General features: G+C 52.1%; 19 protein-coding genes. 4 read left to right on the forward strand and 15 right to left on the reverse strand.

What is annotated here, in order from left to right:
• Positions 1–5: 5 nt before the first annotated feature.
• On the reverse strand, positions 6–914 hold the full coding sequence (gene cysD / locus FDX11_RS07760) for a sulfate adenylyltransferase subunit CysD (RefSeq protein ID WP_003034152.1): 909 nt from the start codon (positions 912–914) through the stop codon (positions 6–8).
• A gap of 254 nt (positions 915–1,168) precedes the next feature.
• Here cysD and FDX11_RS07765 point away from each other — a divergent pair, with 254 nt between their 5' ends.
• The gene (locus FDX11_RS07765) at positions 1,169–2,206 is read left to right on the forward strand and encodes an aminopeptidase (RefSeq protein WP_137349472.1); all 1,038 of its coding nucleotides are present in this window, start codon (positions 1,169–1,171) and stop codon (positions 2,204–2,206) included.
• Positions 2,207–2,256: 50 nt separating this feature from the next.
• Here the strand turns inward: FDX11_RS07765 and cysH are convergent, their stop codons facing one another.
• From cysH to cysJ, 3 genes are all read right to left on the reverse strand, one after another.
• A complete protein-coding gene (cysH, locus tag FDX11_RS07770; protein WP_042310691.1) occupies positions 2,257–2,991 on the reverse strand; it encodes a phosphoadenosine phosphosulfate reductase in 735 nt (244 codons plus the stop codon).
• A gap of 76 nt (positions 2,992–3,067) precedes the next feature.
• The gene (cysI, locus tag FDX11_RS07775; protein WP_042310692.1) at positions 3,068–4,780 is read right to left on the reverse strand and encodes an assimilatory sulfite reductase (NADPH) hemoprotein subunit; all 1,713 of its coding nucleotides are present in this window, start codon (positions 4,778–4,780) and stop codon (positions 3,068–3,070) included.
• Positions 4,780–6,579: an NADPH-dependent assimilatory sulfite reductase flavoprotein subunit gene (gene cysJ / locus FDX11_RS07780; protein ID WP_137397716.1), complete on the reverse strand. Its 1,800-nt coding sequence runs from the start codon at positions 6,577–6,579 to the stop codon at positions 4,780–4,782. Before cysJ ends, cysI begins: the two co-directional genes overlap by 1 nt.
• Positions 6,580–7,017: 438 nt before the next feature.
• Between cysJ and queD the strand changes: the two genes are divergently transcribed.
• Positions 7,018–7,380: a 6-carboxytetrahydropterin synthase QueD gene (gene queD / locus FDX11_RS07785; RefSeq protein ID WP_006687049.1), complete on the forward strand. Its 363-nt coding sequence runs from the start codon at positions 7,018–7,020 to the stop codon at positions 7,378–7,380.
• Between the two features lie 47 nt (positions 7,381–7,427).
• Here queD and queE read toward each other — a convergent pair whose 3' ends face one another.
• From queE to FDX11_RS07800, 3 genes are all read right to left on the reverse strand, one after another.
• Complete coding sequence (gene queE / locus FDX11_RS07790) at positions 7,428–8,099, reverse strand: 7-carboxy-7-deazaguanine synthase QueE (RefSeq protein WP_038633185.1); 672 nt, start codon at positions 8,097–8,099, stop codon at positions 7,428–7,430.
• Between the two features lie 71 nt (positions 8,100–8,170).
• Entirely contained in the window at positions 8,171–8,860 is a 690-nt protein-coding gene (locus FDX11_RS07795; RefSeq protein WP_061382359.1) for an N-acetylmannosamine-6-phosphate 2-epimerase, read from the reverse strand.
• Positions 8,860–10,416 carry a maltose/glucose-specific PTS transporter subunit IIC gene (locus tag FDX11_RS07800; protein WP_042311155.1) on the reverse strand — a complete coding sequence of 519 codons (1,557 nt, stop codon included), beginning with the start codon at positions 10,414–10,416 and terminating at the stop codon, positions 8,860–8,862. The genes FDX11_RS07795 and FDX11_RS07800 overlap by 1 nt, the downstream gene beginning before the upstream one ends.
• A gap of 165 nt (positions 10,417–10,581) precedes the next feature.
• Between FDX11_RS07800 and FDX11_RS07805 the strand changes: the two genes are divergently transcribed.
• Entirely contained in the window at positions 10,582–11,406 is an 825-nt protein-coding gene (locus tag FDX11_RS07805) for a MurR/RpiR family transcriptional regulator (protein ID WP_137397717.1), read from the forward strand.
• 328 nt (positions 11,407–11,734) lie between these two features.
• Here the strand turns inward: FDX11_RS07805 and FDX11_RS07810 are convergent, their stop codons facing one another.
• The 8 genes from FDX11_RS07810 to rlmD form a co-directional block, all read right to left on the reverse strand.
• On the reverse strand, positions 11,735–11,983 hold the full coding sequence (locus FDX11_RS07810; RefSeq protein WP_249360717.1) for a hypothetical protein: 249 nt from the start codon (positions 11,981–11,983) through the stop codon (positions 11,735–11,737).
• Between the two features lie 4 nt (positions 11,984–11,987).
• On the reverse strand, positions 11,988–12,773 hold the full coding sequence (locus tag FDX11_RS07815; RefSeq protein WP_137397718.1) for a DUF4225 domain-containing protein: 786 nt from the start codon (positions 12,771–12,773) through the stop codon (positions 11,988–11,990).
• A gap of 12 nt (positions 12,774–12,785) precedes the next feature.
• The gene (locus FDX11_RS07820; RefSeq protein ID WP_061382362.1) at positions 12,786–13,100 is read right to left on the reverse strand and encodes a hypothetical protein; all 315 of its coding nucleotides are present in this window, start codon (positions 13,098–13,100) and stop codon (positions 12,786–12,788) included.
• Positions 13,101–13,296: 196 nt separating this feature from the next.
• Positions 13,297–14,595 (reverse strand): phosphopyruvate hydratase, encoded by a 1,299-nt coding sequence (eno, locus tag FDX11_RS07825; protein WP_042310706.1) that lies wholly within the window; start codon positions 14,593–14,595, stop codon positions 13,297–13,299.
• An 86-nt stretch (positions 14,596–14,681) separates the two neighbouring features.
• Positions 14,682–16,319, reverse strand: coding sequence for a glutamine hydrolyzing CTP synthase (gene pyrG / locus FDX11_RS07830; protein WP_005130912.1), 1,638 nt, complete (start codon positions 16,317–16,319; stop codon positions 14,682–14,684).
• Positions 16,320–16,543: 224 nt separating this feature from the next.
• Positions 16,544–17,335 (reverse strand): nucleoside triphosphate pyrophosphohydrolase, encoded by a 792-nt coding sequence (gene mazG, locus FDX11_RS07835; RefSeq protein ID WP_137397719.1) that lies wholly within the window; start codon positions 17,333–17,335, stop codon positions 16,544–16,546.
• A gap of 70 nt (positions 17,336–17,405) precedes the next feature.
• Complete coding sequence (gene relA / locus FDX11_RS07840; protein ID WP_042310708.1) at positions 17,406–19,640, reverse strand: GTP diphosphokinase; 2,235 nt, start codon at positions 19,638–19,640, stop codon at positions 17,406–17,408.
• Positions 19,641–19,740: 100 nt separating this feature from the next.
• A complete protein-coding gene (gene rlmD, locus FDX11_RS07845) occupies positions 19,741–21,039 on the reverse strand; it encodes a 23S rRNA (uracil(1939)-C(5))-methyltransferase RlmD (protein ID WP_137397720.1) in 1,299 nt (432 codons plus the stop codon).
• 57 nt (positions 21,040–21,096) lie between these two features.
• Here rlmD and barA point away from each other — a divergent pair, with 57 nt between their 5' ends.
• The gene (gene barA, locus FDX11_RS07850) at positions 21,097–23,853 is read left to right on the forward strand and encodes a two-component sensor histidine kinase BarA (protein ID WP_137349465.1); all 2,757 of its coding nucleotides are present in this window, start codon (positions 21,097–21,099) and stop codon (positions 23,851–23,853) included.
• Positions 23,854–23,892: the final 39 nt, after the last annotated feature.

A 23,892-nucleotide genomic window follows, 5' to 3' on the forward strand; every position in this document is an offset into this window, starting at 1 on the left:
GCTCCTTAGAAATACCCCTGACGTTTCTTCAGCTCCATGGAGCCCGCCTGGTCGCGGTCAATCACGCGGCCCTGACGTTCACTGGTGGTTGAGACCAGCATCTCTTCAATAATTTCCGGCAGCGTCTGCGCGTTAGACTCCACCGCGCCGGTCAGCGGCCAGCAGCCAAGCGTGCGGAAACGCACCATGCGCTTTTTAATCACTTCGCCGGGTTGCAGATCGATTCTGTCGTCATCAATCATCATCAGCATACCATCGCGCTCCAGCACCGGACGCTCAGCCGCCAGGTACAGCGGTACGATGTCGATATTTTCCAACCAGATGTACTGCCAGATATCCTGTTCGGTCCAGTTAGAGAGCGGGAATACGCGAATGCTTTCGCCTTTGTTAATTTGTCCGTTGTAGTTGTGCCACAGTTCCGGACGCTGATTTTTCGGGTCCCAGCGATGGAAGCGATCGCGGAAGGAGTAAATGCGCTCTTTGGCGCGCGATTTCTCCTCATCACGGCGTGCGCCGCCGAACGCGGCGTCAAAACCGTATTTGTTCAGCGCCTGCTTAAGCCCTTCGGTTTTCATAATATCGGTATGCTTGGCACTGCCGTGAACAAACGGGTTTATGCCCATCGCCACCCCTTCCGGGTTTTTATGCACCAGCAGTTCGCAGCCGTAGGCTTTCGCCGTGCGGTCACGAAACTCATACATCTCGCTAAATTTCCAACCGGTATCAACGTGCAGCAAGGGAAACGGCAGCGTACCAGGATAAAACGCTTTGCGCGCCAGATGCAGCATTACGCTGGAGTCTTTGCCGATGGAATACATCATCACCGGATTAGAAAACTCGGCGGCCACCTCACGAATGATATGGATGCTTTCCGCTTCCAGTTGCCGCAAGTGGGTAAGTCGTTTTTGATCCATAACCGTTCCTATGTAATGCCGTTATTTTGCTAGCGATGCTCAGATAACCTGACTATAGGGAGGGCAAGGAGGCGAATGAAATTACGAATTGGAATGAGTAGTTCCTCAAAGGAATAACGATCTGGAAAAGCAAATATCAAAAAGTGCTTAAGCCACCGGATTTCGGGCATTTAGGAGCAAATGAAATTGTTTTACCGCGATCACGGTTTCATACTAGCGGCTAAAAATTTCTGCTTGGTATTTAAGGACTCACTATGTTTTCCGCATTGCGCCACCTGATTACCGCCCTGGCGCTCGGCGCGTGCTTTATCCTTCCCGCACAGGCAACATCTTCGAAGCCCGGAGATATCGCAAATACCCAGGCACGCTACATCGCCACATTCTTCCCAGGCCGGGTGACGGGTTCTCCGGCAGAAATGTTATCTGCTGATTATATACGTCAGCAATTTCAACAGATGGGCTATAGCAGTGATATTCGGACGTTTAACAGTCGCTATATTTATACCGCCAAAGATAATCGTAAAAACTGGCATAACGTAACGGGCAGTACCGTCATTGCAGCCCATGAAGGCAAGGTGCCACAGCAGATTATTATCATGGCGCACCTCGACACCTACGCCGCACAAAGTGACGCCGATTCCGATGCCAATCTGGGTGGATTAACCCTGCAGGGTATCGACGACAACGCCGCAGGGGTGGGCGTGATGCTGGAGCTGGCTGAACGGCTCAAAAATGTGCCGACGCAGTACGGCATTCGCTTTATCGCCACCAGCGGCGAAGAAGAAGGCAAACTGGGCGCAGAGAACATCCTGAAGCGAATGAGCGCCGCCGAGAAGAAAAATACGCTGCTGGTTATCAACCTCGATAACCTGATCGTTGGCGATAAGCTCTATTTCAACAGCGGGAAAAGAACCCCGGAAGCCGTACGAAAACTGACGCGCGACCGGGCGCTGGCCATCGCGCGCAGCCGCGGTATTGTCGCCAGCACCAACCCCGGGCTGAACAAAGACTATCCAAAAGGTACCGGCTGCTGTAACGACGCAGAGGTGTTCGATAACGCGGGAATTGCCGTCCTGTCCGTTGAAGCGACCAACTGGAGCCTGGGCAAGAAAGATGGCTATCAACAACGCGCCAAAAGCCCCTCGTTCCCCGACGGCAACAGTTGGCACGATGTACGGCTGGACAACCAACAGCATATCGATAAAGCGTTACCGGGCCGGATTGAGCACCGCAGCCGCGACGTGGTACGCATTATGCTGCCGCTGGTAAAAGAGCTGGCGAAGGCAGGGTAATCCTGAAGAAAAAGAGCCTCGGTAATGCATAACGCTTACCGAGGCTCATATTACCCTTCGTGCAACCCACACTCACGCTTCAGGCCAAAGAAGCGTGTCTCCTCTTCCGCCATACCGGGTTCCCATTTGCGGGTGGTGTGCGTATCACCCACCGACAGATAGCCCTGATCCCACAGCGGATGGTATTTCAGACCGTGCTTCTGCAAATACTGGTAAACCGTGCGGTTATCCCAGTCGATGATCGGCAGCACTTTAAACACGCCGCGCTGGATAGCCAGCACCGGCAAATGCGCACGACTGCCTGACTGCTCGCGGCGCAGACCCGCGAACCAGGTTTGCGCGTTAATCTCTTTTAGCGCCCGGTTCATCGGCTCAACTTTGTTGATGTCATTGTATTTTTCAATACCCTCAACGCCCTGCTCCCACAGTTTGCCATAGCGTGCTTCCTGCCAGGCTGCGCTCTCTTTGGCGCGGTAAACCTTGAGATTTAGCTTGAGCTTGTCCGTTAACTCATCGATAAACTGGTAGGTTTCCGGGAACAGATAGCCAGTATCGGTCAGAATTACCGGGATATCCGGGCGGATCTGATTGACCAGATGCAGACTTACTGCGGCCTGAATACCAAAGCTGGAAGAAAGCACATATTCTCCCGGCAAATTCTCCAGTGCCCACGCCACGCGGCCTTCGGCGTCCAGCTTTTCCAGTTGGCTGTTAGTTTCAGCCAGGGCCATAACGCGTTCAACTTTCGACAGATCGTTCAATGCGTGTAGATCGAGTACGGACATAATTACCTCATCTTATGCCTGATGGCGCTACGCTTATCAGGCCTACAAAACCGTCGCGTCACCAGGCAAAGGGAACTTATTCCCAGAAATCACGCGCTGGATCGAGCACCGGGCGAATGATGCCCGCACGCACCGTAAAGTCGCCGAAGCCTTCACCCGCTTCACGCTCTTTCGCCCAGCGCCCAACCAGTTCGTCAACAGAATCGAGAATTTCTGATTCCGTAATATTTTCGCGGTACATACGCGGAATACGCGTCCCCATGCGGTTGCCGCCCAGATGCACGTTGTAGCGACCCGGCGCTTTGCCCACCAGCCCCAGCTCCGCCAGCATCGCGCGGCCACAGCCGTTCGGGCAGCCGGTCACGCGCATCACAATATGCTCGTCCGGGATACCGTGTTTTTCCAGAATCGCTTCGACTTTGTCCGTGAACGACGGCAGGAAACGCTCGGCTTCCGCCATCGCCAGCGGACAGGTCGGGAACGACACGCAGGCCATCGAGTTTTCACGCTGCGGTTTCACCGCATTCATCAACCCGTGGTCACGCGCCAGCTTCTCGATCTTCGCTTTCTGGCTTTCCGGCACGCTGGCGATGATCAGGTTCTGGTTAGCGGTGATGCGGAAATCACCTTTGTGGATCTTCGCGATCTCCAGCAGACCGGTTTTCAACGGACGTCCTGGGTAATCCAGAATACGACCGTTTTCGATAAACAGCGTCAGGTGCCAGTTGTTGTCGATCCCTTTCACCCAACCGATGCGATCGCCGCGACCGGTAAACTCATACGGGCGGATCGGCTCGAATTTGATCCCCGCGCGACGCTCAACTTCTTCTTTGAACGTGTCGACACCGACGCGCTCAAGCGTGTATTTGGTTTTCGCGTTTTTACGGTCGGTACGGTTCCCCCAGTCACGCTGGGTCGTCACCACCGCTTCGGCTACCGCCAGGGTATGCTCCAGCGGCAGGAAGCCAAACTCGCTGGCTGTACGAGCGTAGGTTTTCTTATTACCGTGCTCAATAGACAGACCGCCGCCAACCAGCAGGTTAAAGCCCACCAGCTTGCCGTTTTCGGCAATCGCCACGAAGTTCATGTCGTTGGCGTGCAGATCGATATCGTTCTGCGGCGGGATCACCACCGTGGTTTTAAATTTACGCGGCAGATAGGTTGCGCCGAGGATCGGTTCTTCGTCGGTGGTCGCGACCTTCTCCTGATCGAGCCAGATCTCCGCATAGGCGCGGGTGCGCGGCAGCAGATGTTCAGAGATCTTTTTCGCCCACTCATAGGCTTCCGCGTGCAGCTGCGACTCATACGGGTTGGAGGTACACAGCACGTTACGGTTCATGTCGTTGGCAGTCGCCAGCGCATCCAGCCCCACCGAATGCAGCATCTGATGCACCGGTTTGACGTTCTTCTTCAGAATACCGTGGAACTGGAAGGTCTGACGGTTAGTCAGACGGATGCTGCCGTAAATTGTGTTGTCAGCGGCGAATTTGTCGATCGCCTTCCACTGGGTAGTGGTGATCACTCCGCCCGGCAGACGACAGCGCAGCAGCATCGCGTGACGCGGCTCCAGCTTCTGCTCGGCGCGCTCGGCGCGAATGTCACGGTCATCCTGCTGGTACATGCCGTGGAAACGGATCAGCAGGAAGTTATCGCCGTGAAAACCGCCGGTCAGGCCATCATTCAGGTCTTCCGCGATGGTGCCGCGCAGGAAATTACTTTCACGCTTCATGCGCTCGGCGTCAGTCAGTTTGCCTTCGACCACTAAAGGCCCTGGGTGTTTTTCGCTCATTAGTAGACATCTCGCTGATAACGGCGCTCGACGCGCAGCTCACTTAAAAATTCATCCGCCGCTTCGATGTCCATTGCACCGAATTCAGCAATCACTTCCAGCAACGCCTGCTCAACGTCTTTCGCCATGCGATTAGCGTCGCCGCAGACATAAATGTGGGCACCGTCATTGATCCAGCGCCACAGCTCTGCGCCCTGTTCGCGCAGTTTGTCTTGTACGTAGATTTTTTCTTTTTGGTCACGTGACCAGGCCAGATCGATCCGGCTCAGCACGCCTTCTTTTACGTAGCGCTGCCACTCGACCTGGTACAGGAAGTCTTCGGTGAAATGCGGGTTACCGAAGAACAGCCAGTTCTTGCCTTCCGCACCGTCGGCGGCGCGCTGCTGCATAAAGGCCCGGAACGGCGCGATACCGGTACCCGGACCAATCATAATCACCGGGGTCTGCGGGTTAGCCGGCAGGCGGAAGTTGTCGTTGTGCTCGATGAACACGCGCACTTCCCCTTCCTCTTCCACACGGTCGGCGAGGAAGCTGGAAGCTCCGCCGGCGCGGACGCGGCCTTCAATCTCGTAACGCACAACGCCGACGGTCACGTGGACTTCGCTTTCAACTTCCGCCTGCGCGGAGGCGATAGAATAGAGGCGCGGCGTCAGTGGACGCAGCAGGCCGATTAACGCGTCGGCATCAAGCTGTGCCGGCGAGAAACGCACCATATCGACAACTGGCGTGGTAGCCGCATACTGCTGCAGCTGGGCTTTATCGCCCACCAGCGGCAGTAGCGATTCACTGCGCGTCAGCGTGGCGTAGTTTTCCACGATATTCGCGGTGTTGACCGTCAGCTCGAAATGCCACTCCAGCGCTTCGGCCAGCGGCAGGATTTTTCCTTCGACCGTGACCGGTTCATCCCCTTTCAGCCACAGCAGTTCAACCAGCTCTTTCACCAGAGCCGGATCGTTCTGATACCACACGCCCAGCGCGTCGCCCGGCTGATAACGCAGACCGGAATCGCCAAGGTCGATTTCGATATGGCGGACGTCTTTTTCCGAGTTACGACCGGTAATTTTCTGGTTCACCGACAAGGACGCAGTCAGCGGTGCTTCTTTGGTGTAGGGGCTGGTATGTACTTCATTTACCGCACCGCTCGCTGCAACTTGTACAGACGGGGCAGCAGGCGCACGCGCTTTCAGCACATCGACCAGACGCGCGCGCCATTCGGAGGCGGCAGCCTGGTATTCCACGTCGGCGTCGACGCGGTCGAGCAGGCGCTCACCGCCCAGCTCGGCCAGCTTGCTGTCGAAGTCTTTCCCGGCCTGGCAGAAAAATTCGTAAGAGGTATCGCCAAGACCCAGCACCGCAAAGGCGGTATCGGTCAGCTTCGGCGCTTTTTTCGAGAACAGGAACTTATGCAGCGCGACGGCTTCTTCCGCTGGTTCGCCTTCTCCCTGAGTCGATGCCACCACAACCAGCAACTTTTCATTGGCGATTTGTTTGAATTTGTAGTCGCCGGCATTGATCAGAGTGACATTGAGCTTCGCGGCAATCAGATCATCGCGCAGCGCTTCCGCCACACGGCGCGCATTACCGGTTTGCGAGGCGGAGATAAGCGTAATCCCTGGCATTTCTGCCGCAGGCGCAGGGGCTGTCACATTGCTGGCTGGCTGCTGATTCAGCACACCCCAAAAGTAACCAGAAACCCACGCCAACTGTGCGGGAGTGAAATCGGTAGTGGCCGCCTGAAGGCGCGCCAGTTGCTCCGGGTTTAGCGGTAGCAGAGCGGAAGGTGGGGCCTGTGTCGTCATGCGTTGTCATGTTCCAGTAAGCAAAGCTGTTTTTCGCGCCCAAATGGCACCAAAAAAAGAAATGAAAATACTCTAAATAATTCGAGTTGCATGAAGGCGGCAAGTGAACGAATCCCAGGAGCTTACTGAAGTAAGTGACTGGGATAAGAGAGTGAAGCCAACACACATGCAGCTCGAAGTATGACGAGTATTAGGTTAACGGCGGGCATAGTAACAACTAAAGAAGGGATAGAAATAACAAATAACCAAATGAACTAACCTGTTTTAGTTATAGTTATTAACAGCAAAATCGATTTAATAAGCCTATGATATATAAAAATTTATTAAGCATTATCTTTATGAATGGATTGTTCTGATACTCTGCGCCCTTTTAACTAATGATAAAATTTGCTCTTTACGGTACCCTACGGCGGTTTTTCGCATTCTTGAGAGTAAAAAATGTCCACCACCTTGTTTAAAGATTTCACCTTCGAAGCCGCTCACCGCCTGCCGCATGTACCGGAAGGGCATAAGTGTGGTCGCCTGCATGGTCACTCATTTATGGTGCGTCTTGAAATTACCGGTGAAGTCGATCCGCATACCGGTTGGATCATGGATTTCGCAGAGTTAAAGGCGGCGTTTAAGCCGACTTACGACAGACTCGATCACTACTATCTGAACGATATTCCAGGCTTAGAAAACCCAACCAGCGAAGTGCTGGCAAAATGGATTTGGGATCAGGTTAAACCTGTTGTCCCTCTGCTGAGCGCAGTAATGGTGAAAGAGACCTGCACGGCGGGTTGCGTGTATCGCGGCGAGTGATAGTGACTTTGCCGGATGGCGATGCGTAGCCCACCCGGCAAAATTTATCAGGCAATATTCAGGTATTTATGGGTCTGCATCGACAGACGCCAGTTACGCGCGATACAGGTATCAATGCACAGACGCGTCGCATCTTCTTTCTGGCTGATTGGCTGTAAGGCAATGATCCGTGGCTTGTCATCGCTCAACGTTGCCAGCAGTTCATCCAGCGCTTCAATATCGCGAACGCGGCCGACCGGATGTTTGATTTCATTCGCGCGCTCCAGCGCCTGTGACAGCACATCATAACCGCCGCGCATATTCACCTTTGGCGACACGGTCACCCAGGTATTCGGCGTACAGCGTACTTCGTGGGTACCGCTGGTTTCAATCTGGCAGCTAAAGCCGTTCTTTTCCAGCAGGTCAGTCAGCGGCATCAGGTCATGAATGCAGGGCTCACCGCCGGTGATCACCACATGACGGGCGGTATAGCTCTGACGCTGAATAACAGCCAGCAGATCTTCACTGCTCGCCGCGCCCCACTTATCGCTCTCTTTAGTCTTGGCCAGGATGCTGTACAGGGAGACTTCCCGATCCTCAAGCTTATCCCAGGTGTGTTTGGTATCGCACCAGGCACAGCCAACCGGGCATCCCTGTAAACGAATAAAAATGGCGGGGACGCCGGTAAAGTAACCCTCACCTTGCAGGGTCTGGAACATCTCGTTAATCGGGTACTGCATAGCGTTCTCAATATGGGGATAAACGCTAATTATCGCAGATCCCCGCCAAAGTATCATGCCCCATCGATGCTTTACGAGGCGATTGCCGCGACAAAGCGTGCCGTTATCTGCTGCGGACGCGTGATAGCGCCTCCAACCACCACGGTATGTGCGCCTAATGCCAGACAACGTGCGGCACGTTCCGGGGTATCGACGTTACCTTCCGCCACGACCGGTATGGTGACCGCCGCCAACACCTCACGTAAAAAACCGCAGTCGTTTTCCGCCAGCACATGCCCGGCAGTGTCCGCAGTATAGCCATAGAGCGTGGTGCCCACGCAGTCAAACCCCAGCCGCTCTGCTGTTACCGCCTCATCAACGGTGGCGATATCCGCCATCAGCAGTACGGACGGGTAGCGGGCGCGGATTTGCGTGACCAGTTCTTCCAGCGTTTGCCCACCAGGACGCGGTCGCGCTGTCGCATCCAGAGCAATAATTTCCGGCTCAACGGTCATCAGCTCATCCACTTCCTGCAGGGTGGCCGTAATAAACACCTCGCTGCCCGGATAATCGCGCTTGATAATTCCTATTACCGGCAGGGACACGCTCTCTTTGATCGCGCGAATATCTACCACACTGTTCGCACGGATACCTATCGCCCCGCCCTGCGCTGCCGCCAGCGCCATACGAGACATAATAAACGGGCTGTGCAGGGGCTCATTTTCCAGCGCCTGGCAGGAGACAATTAACTTACCTTTCAGGGAATCCAGTACAGTTTTCATCACGATAAGATCTCTTCGACTTCATTTTTAATGATGGTGACATGCGGGCCATAAATCACCTGAACACCGTTGCCGCGAATAATTACGCCGCGCGCTCCGGTCGCTTTCAGCCCCGCTTCATCTACCTTGCTGCTCTCTTTCACCGTCACGCGTAAGCGTGTGGCGCAACAGTCCACCTCTTCCAGATTCTCTTTGCCTCCCAGCCCGGCGATGATTGCCGCTGCGCGTTCGCTCTGAGGCAGACCGGACTCCACCTGGGCAGCGTTCTCACGTCCCGGCGTCAGCCAGTTAAAGCGGTTAATCAAATAACGGAAGGTGAAGTAGTAAAGAAAGAACCACGGAACCCCAACCAGAGGGACGTACATCCAGTTGGTTTTCGCTTCCCCCTGTAGCACGCCGAAGAGGAGGAAATCGATCAGCCCACCCGAAAAGGTTTGCCCAATAGTGATATGTAAAATATGCGCCATCATAAACGCCAGCCCATCGAAGAAGGCGTGAATGACATATAACACCGGAGCCACAAACAGGAAGGAGAACTCAATAGGCTCAGTGATGCCCGTCAGGAAAGAGGTCAGAGCCGCCGACAGCAACAGTCCGGCGACAAGCTTTCTGTTCTCCGGTTTTGCCGTGTGGTACATCGCCAGGCATGCGCCAAGCAGGCCAAACATCATGGTGATAAAGCGCCCGGACATAAAGCGCGAGGTACCGGCATAAAACTGCTGCGTATTCGGATCGGCAAGTTGGGCAAAGAAAATACGCTGGGTGCCTTCGACCAGTTGACCGTTGACGATTTCGCTCCCGCCCAGCGCCGTCGTCCAGAACGGCAAATAAAAAATATGGTGTAAACCCAGTGGACCAAGCATACGCAGGATGAAGCCGTACAGCAGCGTCCCCAGATAGCCCGTCGCATCCACCAGACCGCCCAGTCCAAAAATGAGCTTCTGGAAATGCGGCCACACCACCGTCATGATCGCCCCCACCACAATCGCGGCAAGCGAGCTGATAATCGGTACAAAACGCGAACCACTGAAAAAACCAAGAAACTGAGGGAGTGAGACTTTATTGAAACGACTATGCAGCGCGCAGGTGACCAGACCAATCACTACCCCACCAAACACGCCCGTTTCCAGCGTCTGAATGCCCAGCGTCATCCCCTGGCCCACAGCACCTGGATTCTCGTGCGCCAGCGTTCCGTTGAGCGTTAACAAAGCGTTGATGGTGGCATTCATCACCAGAAATGCCAGCAAGGCCGCAAGGCCCGCCGTGCCTTTATCCGTTTTCGCCAGCCCCACGGCAACACCAACCGCAAAAAGCACCGACAGGTTGGCAAACACGATAGAACCCGCGCTGGTCATGATCGTGAAGATTGCCTGCAGCCAGTCGACATTCAAGAATGGGTAGGCCGTCAGCGTATTGGGATTCGACAAAGCCCCACCAATCCCCAGCAACAACCCCGCTGCGGGCAATACCGCAATCGGCAGCATGAACGATTTGCCGAACCTTTGCGCCTTTTCAAACCATGCGCCTGACGAAGCGCCGCTAAATATTTGCATCATTTTTTCATCTCCCCGATCATTGATGAAAATTTTTACCATAATTAATTATAAAAATGAAAATTACCATCAAAAACCAGGAAGCCGATCATACTTTTTTAAAATGACTGGCATCTCTCCCCTGCTTTCCGCCACACTATCGGCAGAGAAACGCATTAAGGATTTTGCATGTCAGAAAATGAAAACCTGCTGCTGAGATTGCGCCAGGGCGTTGATGGATATAGTCGAACTCAACAAAAGCTGGGAGAGTTTGTGCTTAGCGATCCGGCAAGAGTGGTCTATCTGACGATTACCGAACTGGCGCGTGAAAGCGACACCAGCGAGGCGAGCGTCACGCGTCTGTGCCGTACGCTGGGGTGTAAGGGCTATAACGAATTTAAGATGGCGCTGGCACTCGATCTCCGGCAAGGAGAGCCGGTAGAGCACAGCGGTGATGAGATTGACAATGTCGTCAATGAATCCGTGCAAGCGCTGCAGGACACGGCAAAATTACTCGACAGAACATTACTGGAAGCAGCCGCTCTGGCGCTGCATCAGGCTCAGTCGGTACAAATTTATGGCGTAGCGGCCAGCGCTATTCTGGGTGAGTATTTACATTACAAACTCCTGCGCCTCGGCAAACCCGCGCAATTGTTCAGTGACATGCACCGTGCAGCTATGAACGCTACAACGCTAAGCAAAGATACGCTGGTAGTGGCGATATCCAGCTCAGGCTCCACGCGCGATCTGCTGCATGTCGTAAAGATGGCGCGTAAGCAAGGCGTACGCGTACTGGCGCTGAGTAATACACCGCGTAGTCCGCTGGCTTCGCTGAGTGATATTCAACTGGTCGCAGCCAAACCGGAAGGTCCATTGAGTGCTGGTGCGCTAAACGCCAAGGTGGGTGTCATGCTGTTAGTGGAACTGCTCACCACGTCGCTGATTGCGCTGGATGAAAAGTACAGCGATGTGAGCCAGCAAACGGCGAGTGCGACCCTACCGCTACTGCTTTAAAGACATAAAAAAACCCGCCGCAGCGGGTTTTTACGTTAAGAGTTAAAGAACAGGATTACAAATAATAATGATGGGGACGCCGGCAAAGTTCCCCCCTTCTTGCTAAGCCTGGAACATCTCGTGAATGAATACTGCTAGCGTTCTCAGTATGAAGATAAGCAATAATTCTCACAGAATCCGGGAACGGGTTATACGCTGCAACTGTTTAAGGTAAAATTCCCGGTTCTCATTTAAATCCCTCGTAACTTGATATAAATTCTCCATACTTTAAAATAATTTTTGTGAAACCGACAGGTTAACTCAATAACAAAAAACAATAACCCGAATATTAAAAAAAAGCCCATAGTTCCCTGGAGTATTCTTGTGTAATCGAAAATACAAAAAAAGATATAACTAAAAACAGGATAATATCAGCTTTAATGATATTTGCATCTGTCAATAAATAGGCTTTCTGTATATTTACTTTATTTTCATTAGCAAAGCGAATAAGTTTCTGTACTTTATAGTCACTAAAACCCGCAAGTTTAATACTTTCAATTAAAGCCTTATCATTCTGATCATATATTTTGAAGAACATTTCCTTATTCCCTCAATTCGGCCCAGTTAGTACTTTCTCCACCAAGAAGTTGATAAATAGTAAATCCGCTAACTGCATCGCCGATTAATTCATTAGTCCCCCCAACAGCGCCCAGGGTTCTCCAGCTGCGAATATAATCTTCCTGTATATAGTGGAATAATTTCCATGAATCTATTCTCAACGTCAGCGTTGAGGCTGAACCGAAAGACAGAATAAGATCTCCCGTTGAAAAAGCAATATCACCATCCTTGTCATCTCCACCCAAAAGCTTTGCTGCCTGGCGGTAGGTATACCTCAAAGGCATTTTTTTGGAGTCTTCATGATATAGTAAATAATAACCATTTTCCCATACATTCTCACTTCCTTGCATCATTAAAGGAACTCCATAATTTTTACATGCAGCACCAAGGCTTGCTTTACATAAACCAAACCCACCGATAACTTGCATTGCTCCACTAATCAATCCAACTCGCTTTAATGTTATTGTAAGCGTAGAATGCCGTTCTCTTTCACGCTCAGCTATTGCATATAATTTAATAGCCCCCATCCTTAATTGCATATGATATTTAGTTAAAGACATATGATATTCACGTAATCTATCCATAGACCTGCCGAAGTCTAATTTTCCATACCGATATTCATCAAGGCAATCTGATGTGAATCTGCGTTCCTCTCTCATATATTTCGAACGTATAGCCGGATCATGAAGATATTGAAAAATAATATCATAGACAAGCCGGTCGATCTTTTCTTTTTCACGTTGCAAATTCATTAATCCATAACTACTCAAAATAACCTCCTGTTATTTCCCGAGCAATTTACATTGAATCTTAATGCTCCAGATTAAATTTATGACAAAGGGAGTAAAGAAGAGTGAAATGAGACCTACACCAATACAGAAGAGAATGTTTACTATGAAGAAATCTATACCCTCAGAAAGTGATGAAAAAATTACAGCCAATAGCAAAACCGTACACCAGGCATAATATCTCCAGGCATAGAGAAAAAATGCCCGACTTAAGCTGATATTTTTCAGTTTTGCCAACTTTATCAGGATAGCAGCATCCTTTTTTTTCATGCCCGCTTTCGCCAGTATGTCTTCCAATTCGTTATTCATTCAATATTTCTATTATTGTTCATGATAAATATAAAAAATACATACAAAAATAATCACATCATTAAATTACTCTTAGTAAAATAATAACAAAGTGATAAAGATCAAATCGTTCATGAAAATTTTCAATTACGAATAAATTACAGACGTAAAAAAACCCGCCGCAGCGGGTTTTTACGTTAAGAGTTAAAGAACAGGATTACGCCTGACCTTTGATCTCTTTACGACCGTTGTACGGAGCCTGTGCACCCAGAGCTTCTTCGATACGAATCAGCTGGTTGTACTTAGCAACGCGGTCAGAACGGCTCATAGAACCAGTTTTGATCTGGCCTGCAGCGGTACCAACAGCCAGGTCAGCGATGGTAGCGTCTTCAGTTTCGCCAGAACGGTGAGAGATGACAGCAGTGTAGCCAGCGTCTTTCGCCATTTTGATCGCAGCCAGAGTTTCGGTCAGAGAACCGATCTGGTTGAATTTGATCAGGATGGAGTTAACGATGCCTTTTTCGATGCCTTCTTTCAGGATCTTGGTGTTGGTTACGAACAGATCGTCACCAACCAGCTGGATTTTGTCGCCCAGAACTTTAGTCTGGTATGCGAAACCGTCCCAGTCAGACTCGTCCAGACCATCTTCGATGGACACGATCGGGTACTGTTTGGTCAGTTCTTCCAGGAAGTGAGTGAATTCTTCGGAGGTGAATGCTTTGTTGCCTTCGCCAGCCAGAACGTATTTACCGTCTTTGTAGAATTCAGAAGCTGCACAGTCCATCGCCAGAGTGATGTCTTTGCCCAGCTCGTAGCCAGCTGCTTTAACCGCTTCAGCGATTACAGCCAGAGCTTCAGCGTTGGAACCCAGGTTCGGCGCGTAGCCGCCTTCGTCACCAACTGCAGTGTTCATACCTTTAGCTTTCAGAACTTTAGCCAGGTTGTGGAACACTTCAGAACCCATACGTACGGCTTCTTTCAGAGTCTTAGCGCCAACCGGCTGAATCATGAACTCCTGGATGTCGACGTTGTTGTCAGCGTGCTCACCACCGTTGATGATGTTCATCATCGGAACCGGCATGGAGTATTTGCCCGGAGTACCGTTCAGTTCAGCGATGTGCGCATACAGCGGCAGGCCTTTAGCAGCAGCTGCTGCTTTGGCGTTCGCCAGGGACACAGCCAGGATGGCGTTTGCACCGAAGTTGGATTTGTTTTCAGTACCGTCCAGATCGATCATGATCTTGTCGATGCCAGCCTGATCTTTAGCATCTTTACCCAGCAGAGCCTGAGCAATTGGGCCGTTAACAGCTGCAACAGCTTTCAGTACGCCTTTACCCATGAAACGGGATTTGTCGCCATCGCGCAGTTCCAGTGCTTCGCGGGAACCAGTAGAAGCACCTGACGGAGCTGCTGCCATACCAACGAAACCACCTTCCAGGTGTACTTCGGCTTCAACAGTCGGGTTACCACGGGAGTCGATGATTTCACGACCGATGATTTTAACGATTTTGGACATTAGGTTTTCCTCAGTACAAGTTAAACTAAAACTCCAGACAAACAATGCACCCGAATGGGTGCATTGCCGTTCTAACTTTTTACTTCTTACTTCGCCTGACGCTTCTGATGTTCACTGGCGGCTTTCACAAAGCCGGCAAACAGTGGGTGCCCATCACGTGGCGTGGAAGTAAATTCCGGGTGGAACTGACAGGCCACGAACCACGGATGATTCGGTACCTCGATGATCTCGACCAACTGATCATCACCGGAACGGCCTGCAACACGCAGACCAGCAGCTTCAATCTGTTTCAACAGCATATTGTTGACTTCGTAGCGGTGGCGATGGCGTTCAACGATTGTCGGCGTGCCGTACAGTTGACGGACCAGACTTTCATCGCTCAGTTGACACTGCTGCGCGCCAAGACGCATGGTGCCACCCAGATCGCTCTTCTCGGTACGGACTTCGACGTTGCCGTCTTCGTCACGCCATTCGGTAATCAGGGCCACCACCGGGTACTTACAGTCTGGCACAAATTCCGTGGAGTTGGCGTTGTCCATACCCACTACGTTACGCGCAAACTCAATCAACGCAACCTGCATACCCAGGCAAATGCCCAGATAAGGAATATTGTTCTCACGCGCAAAGCGCGCCGTCGCGATTTTACCCTCAACACCACGGTAGCCAAAGCCGCCAGGGATCAGGATAGCATCAAGACCTTTCAGGATCTCAACGCCGCGCGTTTCGACATCCTGCGAATCGATCAGCTTGATGTTGACGGTGACACGATTCTTCAGACCACCGTGCTTCAGCGCTTCAATCACTGACTTATAGGCATCCGGCAGTTCAATGTACTTGCCGACCATACCGATAGTCACTTCACCTGCCGGATTCGCTTCTTCGTAGATAACCTGTTCCCATTCTGACAGATTAGCTTCCGGACAGTTCAAGCTGAATCGTTTACAAATATAATCGTCAAGGCCCTGGGATTTCAACAGGCCCGGAATTTTATAGATGGAATCGACATCTTTCAGAGAAATCACCGCTTTTTCCGGAACGTTACAGAACAATGCAATTTTCGCACGTTCATTAGCCGGAACTGCGCGATCGGAGCGGCAGATCAGGATATCTGGCTGAATACCGATAGAAAGCAGCTCTTTTACAGAGTGCTGAGTCGGTTTCGTTTTGACTTCACCTGCCGCCGCCATGTACGGAACCAGCGTCAGATGCATAAACAGCGTGTGCTCACGGCCAATTTCTACGGCCATCTGGCGAATCGCTTCAAGGAACGGCAGAGATTCGATATCCCCAACGGTTCCGCCGATTTCGACCAGAACAACATCATGACCTTCACCGCCTTCCAGAACGCGCTCTTTAATTGCGTTGGTGATATGCGGGATAACCTGAACAGTAGCGCCCAGATAGTCGCCACGGCGTTCTTTACGCAGAACGTCAGAGTAGATACGACCCGTGGTGAAGTTGTTGCGGCGGCTCATTTTCGTACGGATGAAACGCTCATAGTGACCCAGGTCCAGGTCGGTTTCAGCGCCGTCTTCGGTAACGAACACTTCCCCGTGTTGGATTGGGCTCATAGTACCCGGATCGACGTTGATGTACGGATCCAGTTTCATCATGGTCACGTTGAGGCCACGGGCTTCAAGAATGGCTGCGAGGGAGGCTGCGGCAATGCCTTTTCCCAGAGAGGATACGACCCCGCCGGTCACAAAAATATAGTTCGTTGTCATGCTGGACCTGAGAAGTTAGGGTGAAACGATGGAATTACCAAGACGGGAAAGTAGTATACCCGAACATGACGAGCGCCACAAACTTTCATTATCCCTCCTCTTCACCAGGCTCACATTAACATCGGGAGTGAGAAAATAGCCCCTTTGGGGTAAATGTTTTTGACGTAAATCAAGCGCTTGTTATTTAAAAAATCACACAAAACGCCCTTGACCGACGAAATCCCTTAGAGATCAATTTCCTGCCGTTTTACCTGTTGCCAGACTTCTTCCATTGTTTCCAGATCCACACCCGTCATTTCCAGACCGCGTGCAGTGACAATTCGCTCAACTTCACGAAAACGTCGCTCAAATTTTTCGTTCGCTTTTTGCAATGCGGTCTCTGCTTTTGTCCCCAGATGACGAGCCATGTTGACTGTGGCAAACAGCAGATCGCCTATTTCTTCCTCCAGTTTAGCCTGGTCGACAACAGCCTGCTTTGCCTCAAACATGACTTCGTCGATCTCTTCATAAACTTTATCGACAACCGGTCCTATTGTTTTCCAATCGAAGCCAACATTAGAGCAACGTTTCTGGATTTTCTGGGCGCGCATTAGCGCCGGTAAACTGCGGGGAATATCATCGAGCGCGGAATGCTGTGCTTTCTCGGCGCGTTCTTCGCTTTTAATTTGCTCCCAGCGGGTGAGCACTTCAGTACTGTTGCTGGCAGAAACATCAGCGAATACATGCGGATGCCGGCGTTCAAGCTTATCGCTGATGGCGGCGCAGATATCATTGAAATCAAAACGGCCTTCTTCCTGCGCCATCTGGGCGTAAAACACCACCTGGAACAGCAGGTCGCCGAGCTCTCCACGCAGGTCGTCGAAGTCTTCACGCGCAATCGCATCCAGTACTTCATAGGTTTCTTCGAGGGTGTAAGGGGCAATAGTGGCGAATGTCTGCTCTTTATCCCACGGACAGCCGTTTTCCGGGTCGCGCAGGCGCTGCATAATACCGAGCAGTCGATCGATTTGGTTCATGTGAAAATCCTGGAGATTTGAATAACTGTAGGCCGGATGGCGGCTTCGCCTTATCCGGCCTACGCTCGTATTAATTACCGTGCAACCGCCGGGCGTCGATCACATCCGGCACCTGGTTCAGCTTACCAAGCACGCGCCCGAGCACCTGCAGGTTATAGATTTCGATGGTCATATCGATGGTGGCCAACTGTTGTTTGGTATCGCTCCGGCTGGCAACCCCCAGCACGTTCACTTTCTCGTTGGCAAGAATGGTGGTGATATCACGCAATAAACCGCTGCGATCGTTGGCTTGTACGCGAACCACCAGCGAATATCCCGCCGAGTAGCTTTCGCCCCATACCGCATCAACAATCCGCTCCGGCGCGTGTGAACGCAGCTCTGCCAGCTGTTCGCAATCGGCCCGGTGCACGGAAATACCGCGCCCCTGAGTGATAAACCCAACGATTTCATCGCCAGGAATCGGCTGGCAGCAGCGGGCAATGTGGTGCATCAGGTTACCAACCCCTTCCACCACGACGCGACCATCGTCTTTACGGCGACTCTGCGGCGCTTGGGTTTTCTGCTGAAGCTGTTTCAGCGCGGCAGCATCCTGCTCAGCAGCGCTCGGCTTATTAAACTGCGCCTGCAGGAAGTTCACCATCTGGTTGAGACGGATGTCTCCTCCGCCAATCGCCGCCAGCAGTTCATCCAGTTCATTGAAGCTGTAGCGCGGCAGCAGATGTTTTTCCGCCTCTTTCAGGCTAATGCCCAGGTGCGCAAGCTCATCGTCGAGGATCTGGCGGCCCGCAAGGATGTTTTTGTCACGATCCTGTTTACGGAACCAGGCGTGGATCTTCGAACGACCACGACTGGTGGTTACATAGCCAAGGTTAGGGTTCAACCAGTCACGGCTTGGGTTTGGCTGTTTCTGGGTGATAATTTCAATTTGATCGCCCATCTGTAACTGGTAGGTAAACGGCACGATGCGCCCACCAATTTTCGCGCCAATACAACGATGCCCTACATCACTGTGAATGTGGTACGCAAAGTCCAGCGGCGTGGAGCCTGCAGGTAAGTCCACAACGTCACCTTTTGGCGTAAAGACGTAAACCCGGTCATCGAAGACCTGGCTGCGGACTTCATCCAGCATTTCGCCGGAATCCGCCATCTCTTCCTGCCAGGCGATCAGCTTACGCAGCCACGCAATGCGGTCTTCATGCCCAGAACGCGCCGCGCCTGATGCAGTCCCTTCTTTGTACTTCCAGTGTGCCGCCACGCCCAGTTCGGCATCTTCGTGCATCTGTTTGGTGCGGATCTGGATTTCAATGGTTTTTCCACCCGGTCCCAGTACAACCGTATGGATTGACTGATAGCCGTTGGGTTTCGGATTAGCGACGTAATCATCGAACTCATCCGGCAGATGGCGATAGTGAGTATGTACTATCCCGAGCGCGGCATAGCAGTCCTGTAAGCGCTCCGCCACGATACGCACCGCGCGCACATCAAACAGCTCATCGAAGGCTAACTGCTTTTTCTGCATTTTTCGCCAGATGCTGTAGATATGCTTCGGACGCCCGTACACTTCGGCTTTGACGCCTTCCGTTTTCATCTCTGAACGCAGATGTCCAACGAACTCTTCAATATAGTGTTCGCGATCGATACGACGCTCGTGCAGCAGCTTGGCAATGCGTTTGTATTCGGCCGGGTGCAGGTAGCGGAAGCAGTAATCTTCCAGCTCCCATTTTAATTGCCCGATGCCTAAACGGTTGGCCAGCGGCGCATAGATGTTGGTGCACTCTTTTGCCGCCAGAACGCGTTCATCTTCCGGCGCGTCTTTCACTTCACGCAGATGCGCGATCCGCTCTGCCAGCTTGATGACCACGCAGCGGAAATCATCCACCATTGCCAGCAGCATACGGCGGACGTTATCGACCTGCTCGGAAGAGACTGAGTCGGTATGCGTGGCTTTCAGCTGGCGTATCGCCGCCATATCGCGCACACCATGGATAAGATGCACAATCGATTTACCCACGCTTTCACGCAGGATATCCTCACTGACCACGTTGGCATCCGCCAGAGGAAACAGCATTGCTGCACGCAGTGTGTCGATGTCCATACTCAACATAGAGAGTATTTCTACCATCTCCACGCCACGCCATAACAGCAGATCTGCATCAGGATGTCCCTGTGTTTGCTGCTGGCAGTACGCCCAGGTTTCGGCTAAGCGTTCACACGACTGCTGGCTGGAGATTCCCAGACTCGCGATCCATTTCTTGGGATCAAACTCACCAGCTTTATTTATATGTGCACTTCTTACCGCAACCATTGTCCTCTCCTTTAGGGGCCAGGCCTGTCGAAGTCGACAAGCCTTACCCATTGTCTTTCATGCTGCATTACAACCCGAAATCCAATGGGTACAAATTTCATTACAAACGCTCAAACAGGACCATTGATTCCAGGTGTCCAGTGTGCGGGAACATATCGAGCATCGCCAGTCGCCGTATGGCATATCCCGCGTTGAGCAAAGCGTCGCTGTCACGAGCCAGCGTTGCCGGATTACAGGATACATAAACAACGCGTATAGGTTCCAATTTTATAATATGTTGCATTACACCGGCAGCCCCCGCACGCGCAGGATCGAGCAATACTTTGTCGAATCCGTTTTTCGCCCACGGCTGCCGGGTAACATCCTCCTCAAGGTTTTCATGAAAGAATGTCACGTTGTGTAATCCGTTATTCAGCGCGTTTTCCCGGGCTTTTTCGACCAGCGCCGGAACCCCTTCAACCCCTACCACGCTTGCTGCCCTTACTGCCAGCGGCAGGGTGAAATTCCCCATACCGCAGAACAGATCGAGCACGCGATCTTCAGGTCGCACATCCAGCCATTCCAGCGCGCAGGCGACCATTTTTTGGTTTACCCCTGCATTGACCTGAATAAAATCACGCGGGCTGAAGCTTAACCGTAGTCCATTTGAGTCATACCAGGGCGATTCTTCTGATACTGATTCAAGTATCTCGCTTTGCGGGGCCAGAAACAAAGACAGCCCCTGAGAATGCGAAAAGCATTCCAGTTTTTCTTTATCCGCAGCACTTAATGGTGCCGTGTGGCGCAAAATCATCAACGCGCCGCTCCCTGCCTGCACCAGTTCAACATGCCCCAGATGACGTAACCCTTGCAAACTCTCCAGACACGCCCTGATATGGGGCAATAGCGCTTCAAGTTGGGGCACCAAAATAGGGCATTGTTTGACATCAATAATGTCGCTGGATGCGGATTTGCGAAACCCCATCTGCAATTTTTGTTCTTTTGGCCGATAGTTAAGGCTCAAACGTGCGCGACGACGATAGCCCCATGGAGTATCAGCGATAATATCCGACACTTCACATTTCATTAAACGCGCTAACGCCGCGCTTTTGCTACGCTGCTGCAACGGGATGCTGGCGTGCTGCTGCTGGCAACCGCCACAGACGCCAAAATGCGGGCAACGTGGCACTTCACGCTGCGGGCTGTCGTTTAAACGTCGTTTTACTTGCGCGCGGGCGAACTGTTTTTTATCTTCGGTAATCACCACCTCTGCGCTTTCCTGGGGTAGCAATTCCGGTATAAACAACGCCTTTCCGTTATGGCGAGCGACACCCAGACCAAAAGGATCGAGGTCATTGACGGTAACGGTTATGATCTGACGCGTCGTCACGCGTCGTTTTGCAGAGTAGAATTGCGCCATCGACGAGATATTTCTCTATTTAACAGTGTGACCCTAATTGTCCCATAACGGAACTCCATGACCAACTACAGCCTGCGCGCACGCATGATGATTCTGATCCTGGCCCCGACCGTCCTGATTGGTTTGCTGCTCAGTATCTTTTTTGTTGTGCATCGCTATAACGACTTGCAGCGTCAACTGGAAGATGCCGGCGCCAGCATCATAGAGCCACTGGCGGTCTCCAGCGAATATGGCATGAACCTGCAAAACAGGGAATCCATTGGCCAGCTTATCAGCGTACTGCATCGCCGCCATTCCGATATCGTGCGGGCAATTTCTGTCTATGACGAGAATAACCGGCTGTTTGTCACCTCCAATTTTCATCTCGATCCATCTGAAATGCAGTTGGCGACCGGTTCACCGTTTCCCCGTAAGCTGAGCGTCACCCGGCTCGGGGATATCATGATCCTACGAACTCCAATTATATCGGAAAGCTATTCGCCGGATGAATCTGCCATAAGCGACGCCAAAAATACGCAAAACATGCTGGGGTATGTAGCGCTTGAGCTGGACCTCAAGTCGGTTCGACTGCAGCAATATAAAGAGATCTTTATCTCCAGCGTAATGATGCTGTTTTGTATTGGTATTGCGTTAATTTTCGGCTGGCGTCTGATGCGCGACGTAACCGGCCCGATTCGCAACATGGTGAATACCGTTGACCGTATACGTAGAGGGCAGCTCGACAGCCGTGTGGAGGGTTTCATGCTGGGCGAGCTGGATATGCTCAAAAACGGTATCAACTCGATGGCGATGTCTCTTGCAGCCTACCATGAAGAGATGCAGCACAATATCGATCAGGCGACTTCCGACCTGCGTGAAACGCTGGAGCAGATGGAAATCCAGAACGTCGAACTGGATCTGGCGAAAAAACGCGCCCAGGAGGCGGCCCGAATTAAGTCTGAGTTTCTGGCTAACATGTCGCACGAGCTACGCACCCCGCTGAATGGCGTGATTGGCTTTACGCGCCTGACGCTGAAAACCGAGCTTAACACCACGCAGCGCGATCACCTGAATACGATTGAGCGATCGGCCAACAATCTGCTGGCCATCATCAATGATGTGCTCGACTTCTCCAAACTGGAAGCGGGCAAGCTCATTCTGGAAAGCATCCCATTCCCGCTTCGCAGCACGCTGGATGACGTCGTCACGCTGTTAGCGCACTCATCCCATGATAAAGGGCTTGAGCTGACGCTGAATATTAAGAATGATGTGCCGGACAACGTCATCGGCGACCCGCTGCGCTTACAGCAGGTCATTACCAATCTGGTCGGCAATGCCATCAAATTTACCGAGGGCGGTAATATCGACATTCTGGTCGAGAAACGCGCCCTCAGTAACACGAAAGTACAAATTGAAGTGCAAATCCGCGATACCGGCATCGGTATCCCTGAGCGCGATCAGTCACGCCTGTTCCAGGCCTTCCGTCAGGCGGACGCCAGTATTTCCCGCCGCCATGGCGGTACCGGACTGGGTCTGGTCATTACGCAAAAACTGGTCAACGAAATGGGCGGGGATATCTCCTTCCACAGCCAGCCGAACCGTGGCTCCACCTTCTGGTTCCATATCAGTCTCGATCTCAACCCTAACGTTCTCATCGATCGCTCAACAACCCGGTGCCTTGCGGGTAAACGACTGGCCTATGTCGAACCTAACGCCACTGCCGCGCAATGCACGTTAGATATATTAAGTGAAACGCCGCTGGAGGTGATTTACAGCCCTTCATTCTCCGGGCTGCCGAAGGATCACTACGATATTCTGCTGATTGGCATTCCGGTCACTTTACGCGAACCGCTCACCATGCAACATGAGCGGTTGGCAAGCGCAGCGGCGATGACCGATTTCCTGTTATTAGCCCTGCCCTGTCACGCACAGATTAACGCCGAGAAATTGAAACAAGGCGGCGCAGCGGCGTGTCTGTTGAAGCCTCTCACCTCAACCCGTCTGCTGCCTGCGCTGACAGAGTATTGCCAGTTGAACTACAGCGCGGATCAGCCGTTGCCAGATGAGAGCAAAATTGCCATGACCGTTATGGCGGTGGACGACAACCCGGCAAACCTCAAGCTGATTGGCGCACTGCTGGAAGATAAGGTACAGCACGTCGTGCTCTGCGACAGTGGACACCAGGCGGTGGATCGTGCCAAACAGATGCAGTTTGATCTGATCCTGATGGATATTCAGATGCCCGACATGGACGGTATTCGCGCCTGCGAGCTAATCCACCAGTTGCCTCATCAACAACAGACGCCGGTTATTGCGGTTACCGCGCATGCCATGGCGGGGCAAAAAGAGAAGCTGCTCAGCGCCGGGATGAACGATTACCTGGCGAAGCCTATCGAAGAAGATAAGCTGCACAATCTCCTGTTACGCTACAAACCCGGCGCGACCACATCGCTTAGGGCGCTCGCAGTTGAACCTCTGGAGCCGGTCGTCAATCTGAATACCACGCTCGACTGGCAACTGGCATTAAGACAAGCCGCGGGGAAAAACGATCTGGCGCGGGATATGTTGCAAATGCTGCTCGATTTCCTACCCGAAGTGCGCAACAAAATTGAAGAACAGCTGGTAGGCGAAAACCCTGAAGGTCTGGTGGATATGATTCATAAGCTGCACGGTAGTTGCGGCTATAGCGGCGTCCCCCGCATGAAAAACCTGTGCCAGCTCATTGAGCAACAATTACGTAGCGGGACTAAAGAAGAAGAGCTGGAGCCTGAATTTTTAGAGCTGCTGGATGAAATGGACAACGTTGCGCGCGAAGCGAAGAAGTTGTTGGGCTGATATTCGCCGGATGGCGGCGTGACCGCCCTATCCGGCCTA

Source organism: Citrobacter sp. wls714 (assembly GCF_005281025.1).
GTDB lineage: Bacteria > Pseudomonadota > Gammaproteobacteria > Enterobacterales > Enterobacteriaceae > Citrobacter > Citrobacter werkmanii.

What these genes read in the sequence shown, in the direction of transcription:
- mazG (WP_137397719.1), bottom strand. Translation starts at nt 17,335, where the DNA reads ATGAACCAAATCGATCGACTGCTCGGTATTATGCAGCGCCTGCGCGAC.
- cysJ (WP_137397716.1), bottom strand. Translation starts at nt 6,579, where the DNA reads ATGACGACACAGGCCCCACCTTCCGCTCTGCTACCGCTAAACCCGGAG.
- barA (WP_137349465.1), top strand. Translation starts at nt 21,097, where the DNA reads ATGACCAACTACAGCCTGCGCGCACGCATGATGATTCTGATCCTGGCC.
- eno (WP_042310706.1), bottom strand. Translation starts at nt 14,595, where the DNA reads ATGTCCAAAATCGTTAAAATCATCGGTCGTGAAATCATCGACTCCCGT.
- cysI (WP_042310692.1), bottom strand. Translation starts at nt 4,780, where the DNA reads ATGAGCGAAAAACACCCAGGGCCTTTAGTGGTCGAAGGCAAACTGACT.
- relA (WP_042310708.1), bottom strand. Translation starts at nt 19,640, where the DNA reads ATGGTTGCGGTAAGAAGTGCACATATAAATAAAGCTGGTGAGTTTGAT.
- queE (WP_038633185.1), bottom strand. Translation starts at nt 8,099, where the DNA reads ATGCAGTACCCGATTAACGAGATGTTCCAGACCCTGCAAGGTGAGGGT.
- cysD (WP_003034152.1), bottom strand. Translation starts at nt 914, where the DNA reads ATGGATCAAAAACGACTTACCCACTTGCGGCAACTGGAAGCGGAAAGC.
- pyrG (WP_005130912.1), bottom strand. Translation starts at nt 16,319, where the DNA reads ATGACAACGAACTATATTTTTGTGACCGGCGGGGTCGTATCCTCTCTG.
- cysH (WP_042310691.1), bottom strand. Translation starts at nt 2,991, where the DNA reads ATGTCCGTACTCGATCTACACGCATTGAACGATCTGTCGAAAGTTGAA.
- FDX11_RS07795 (WP_061382359.1), bottom strand. Translation starts at nt 8,860, where the DNA reads ATGAAAACTGTACTGGATTCCCTGAAAGGTAAGTTAATTGTCTCCTGC.
- FDX11_RS07820 (WP_061382362.1), bottom strand. Translation starts at nt 13,100, where the DNA reads ATGAATAACGAATTGGAAGACATACTGGCGAAAGCGGGCATGAAAAAA.
- FDX11_RS07765 (WP_137349472.1), top strand. Translation starts at nt 1,169, where the DNA reads ATGTTTTCCGCATTGCGCCACCTGATTACCGCCCTGGCGCTCGGCGCG.
- FDX11_RS07805 (WP_137397717.1), top strand. Translation starts at nt 10,582, where the DNA reads ATGTCAGAAAATGAAAACCTGCTGCTGAGATTGCGCCAGGGCGTTGAT.
- queD (WP_006687049.1), top strand. Translation starts at nt 7,018, where the DNA reads ATGTCCACCACCTTGTTTAAAGATTTCACCTTCGAAGCCGCTCACCGC.
- FDX11_RS07800 (WP_042311155.1), bottom strand. Translation starts at nt 10,416, where the DNA reads ATGATGCAAATATTTAGCGGCGCTTCGTCAGGCGCATGGTTTGAAAAG.
- FDX11_RS07810 (WP_249360717.1), bottom strand. Translation starts at nt 11,983, where the DNA reads ATGTTCTTCAAAATATATGATCAGAATGATAAGGCTTTAATTGAAAGT.
- rlmD (WP_137397720.1), bottom strand. Translation starts at nt 21,039, where the DNA reads ATGGCGCAATTCTACTCTGCAAAACGACGCGTGACGACGCGTCAGATC.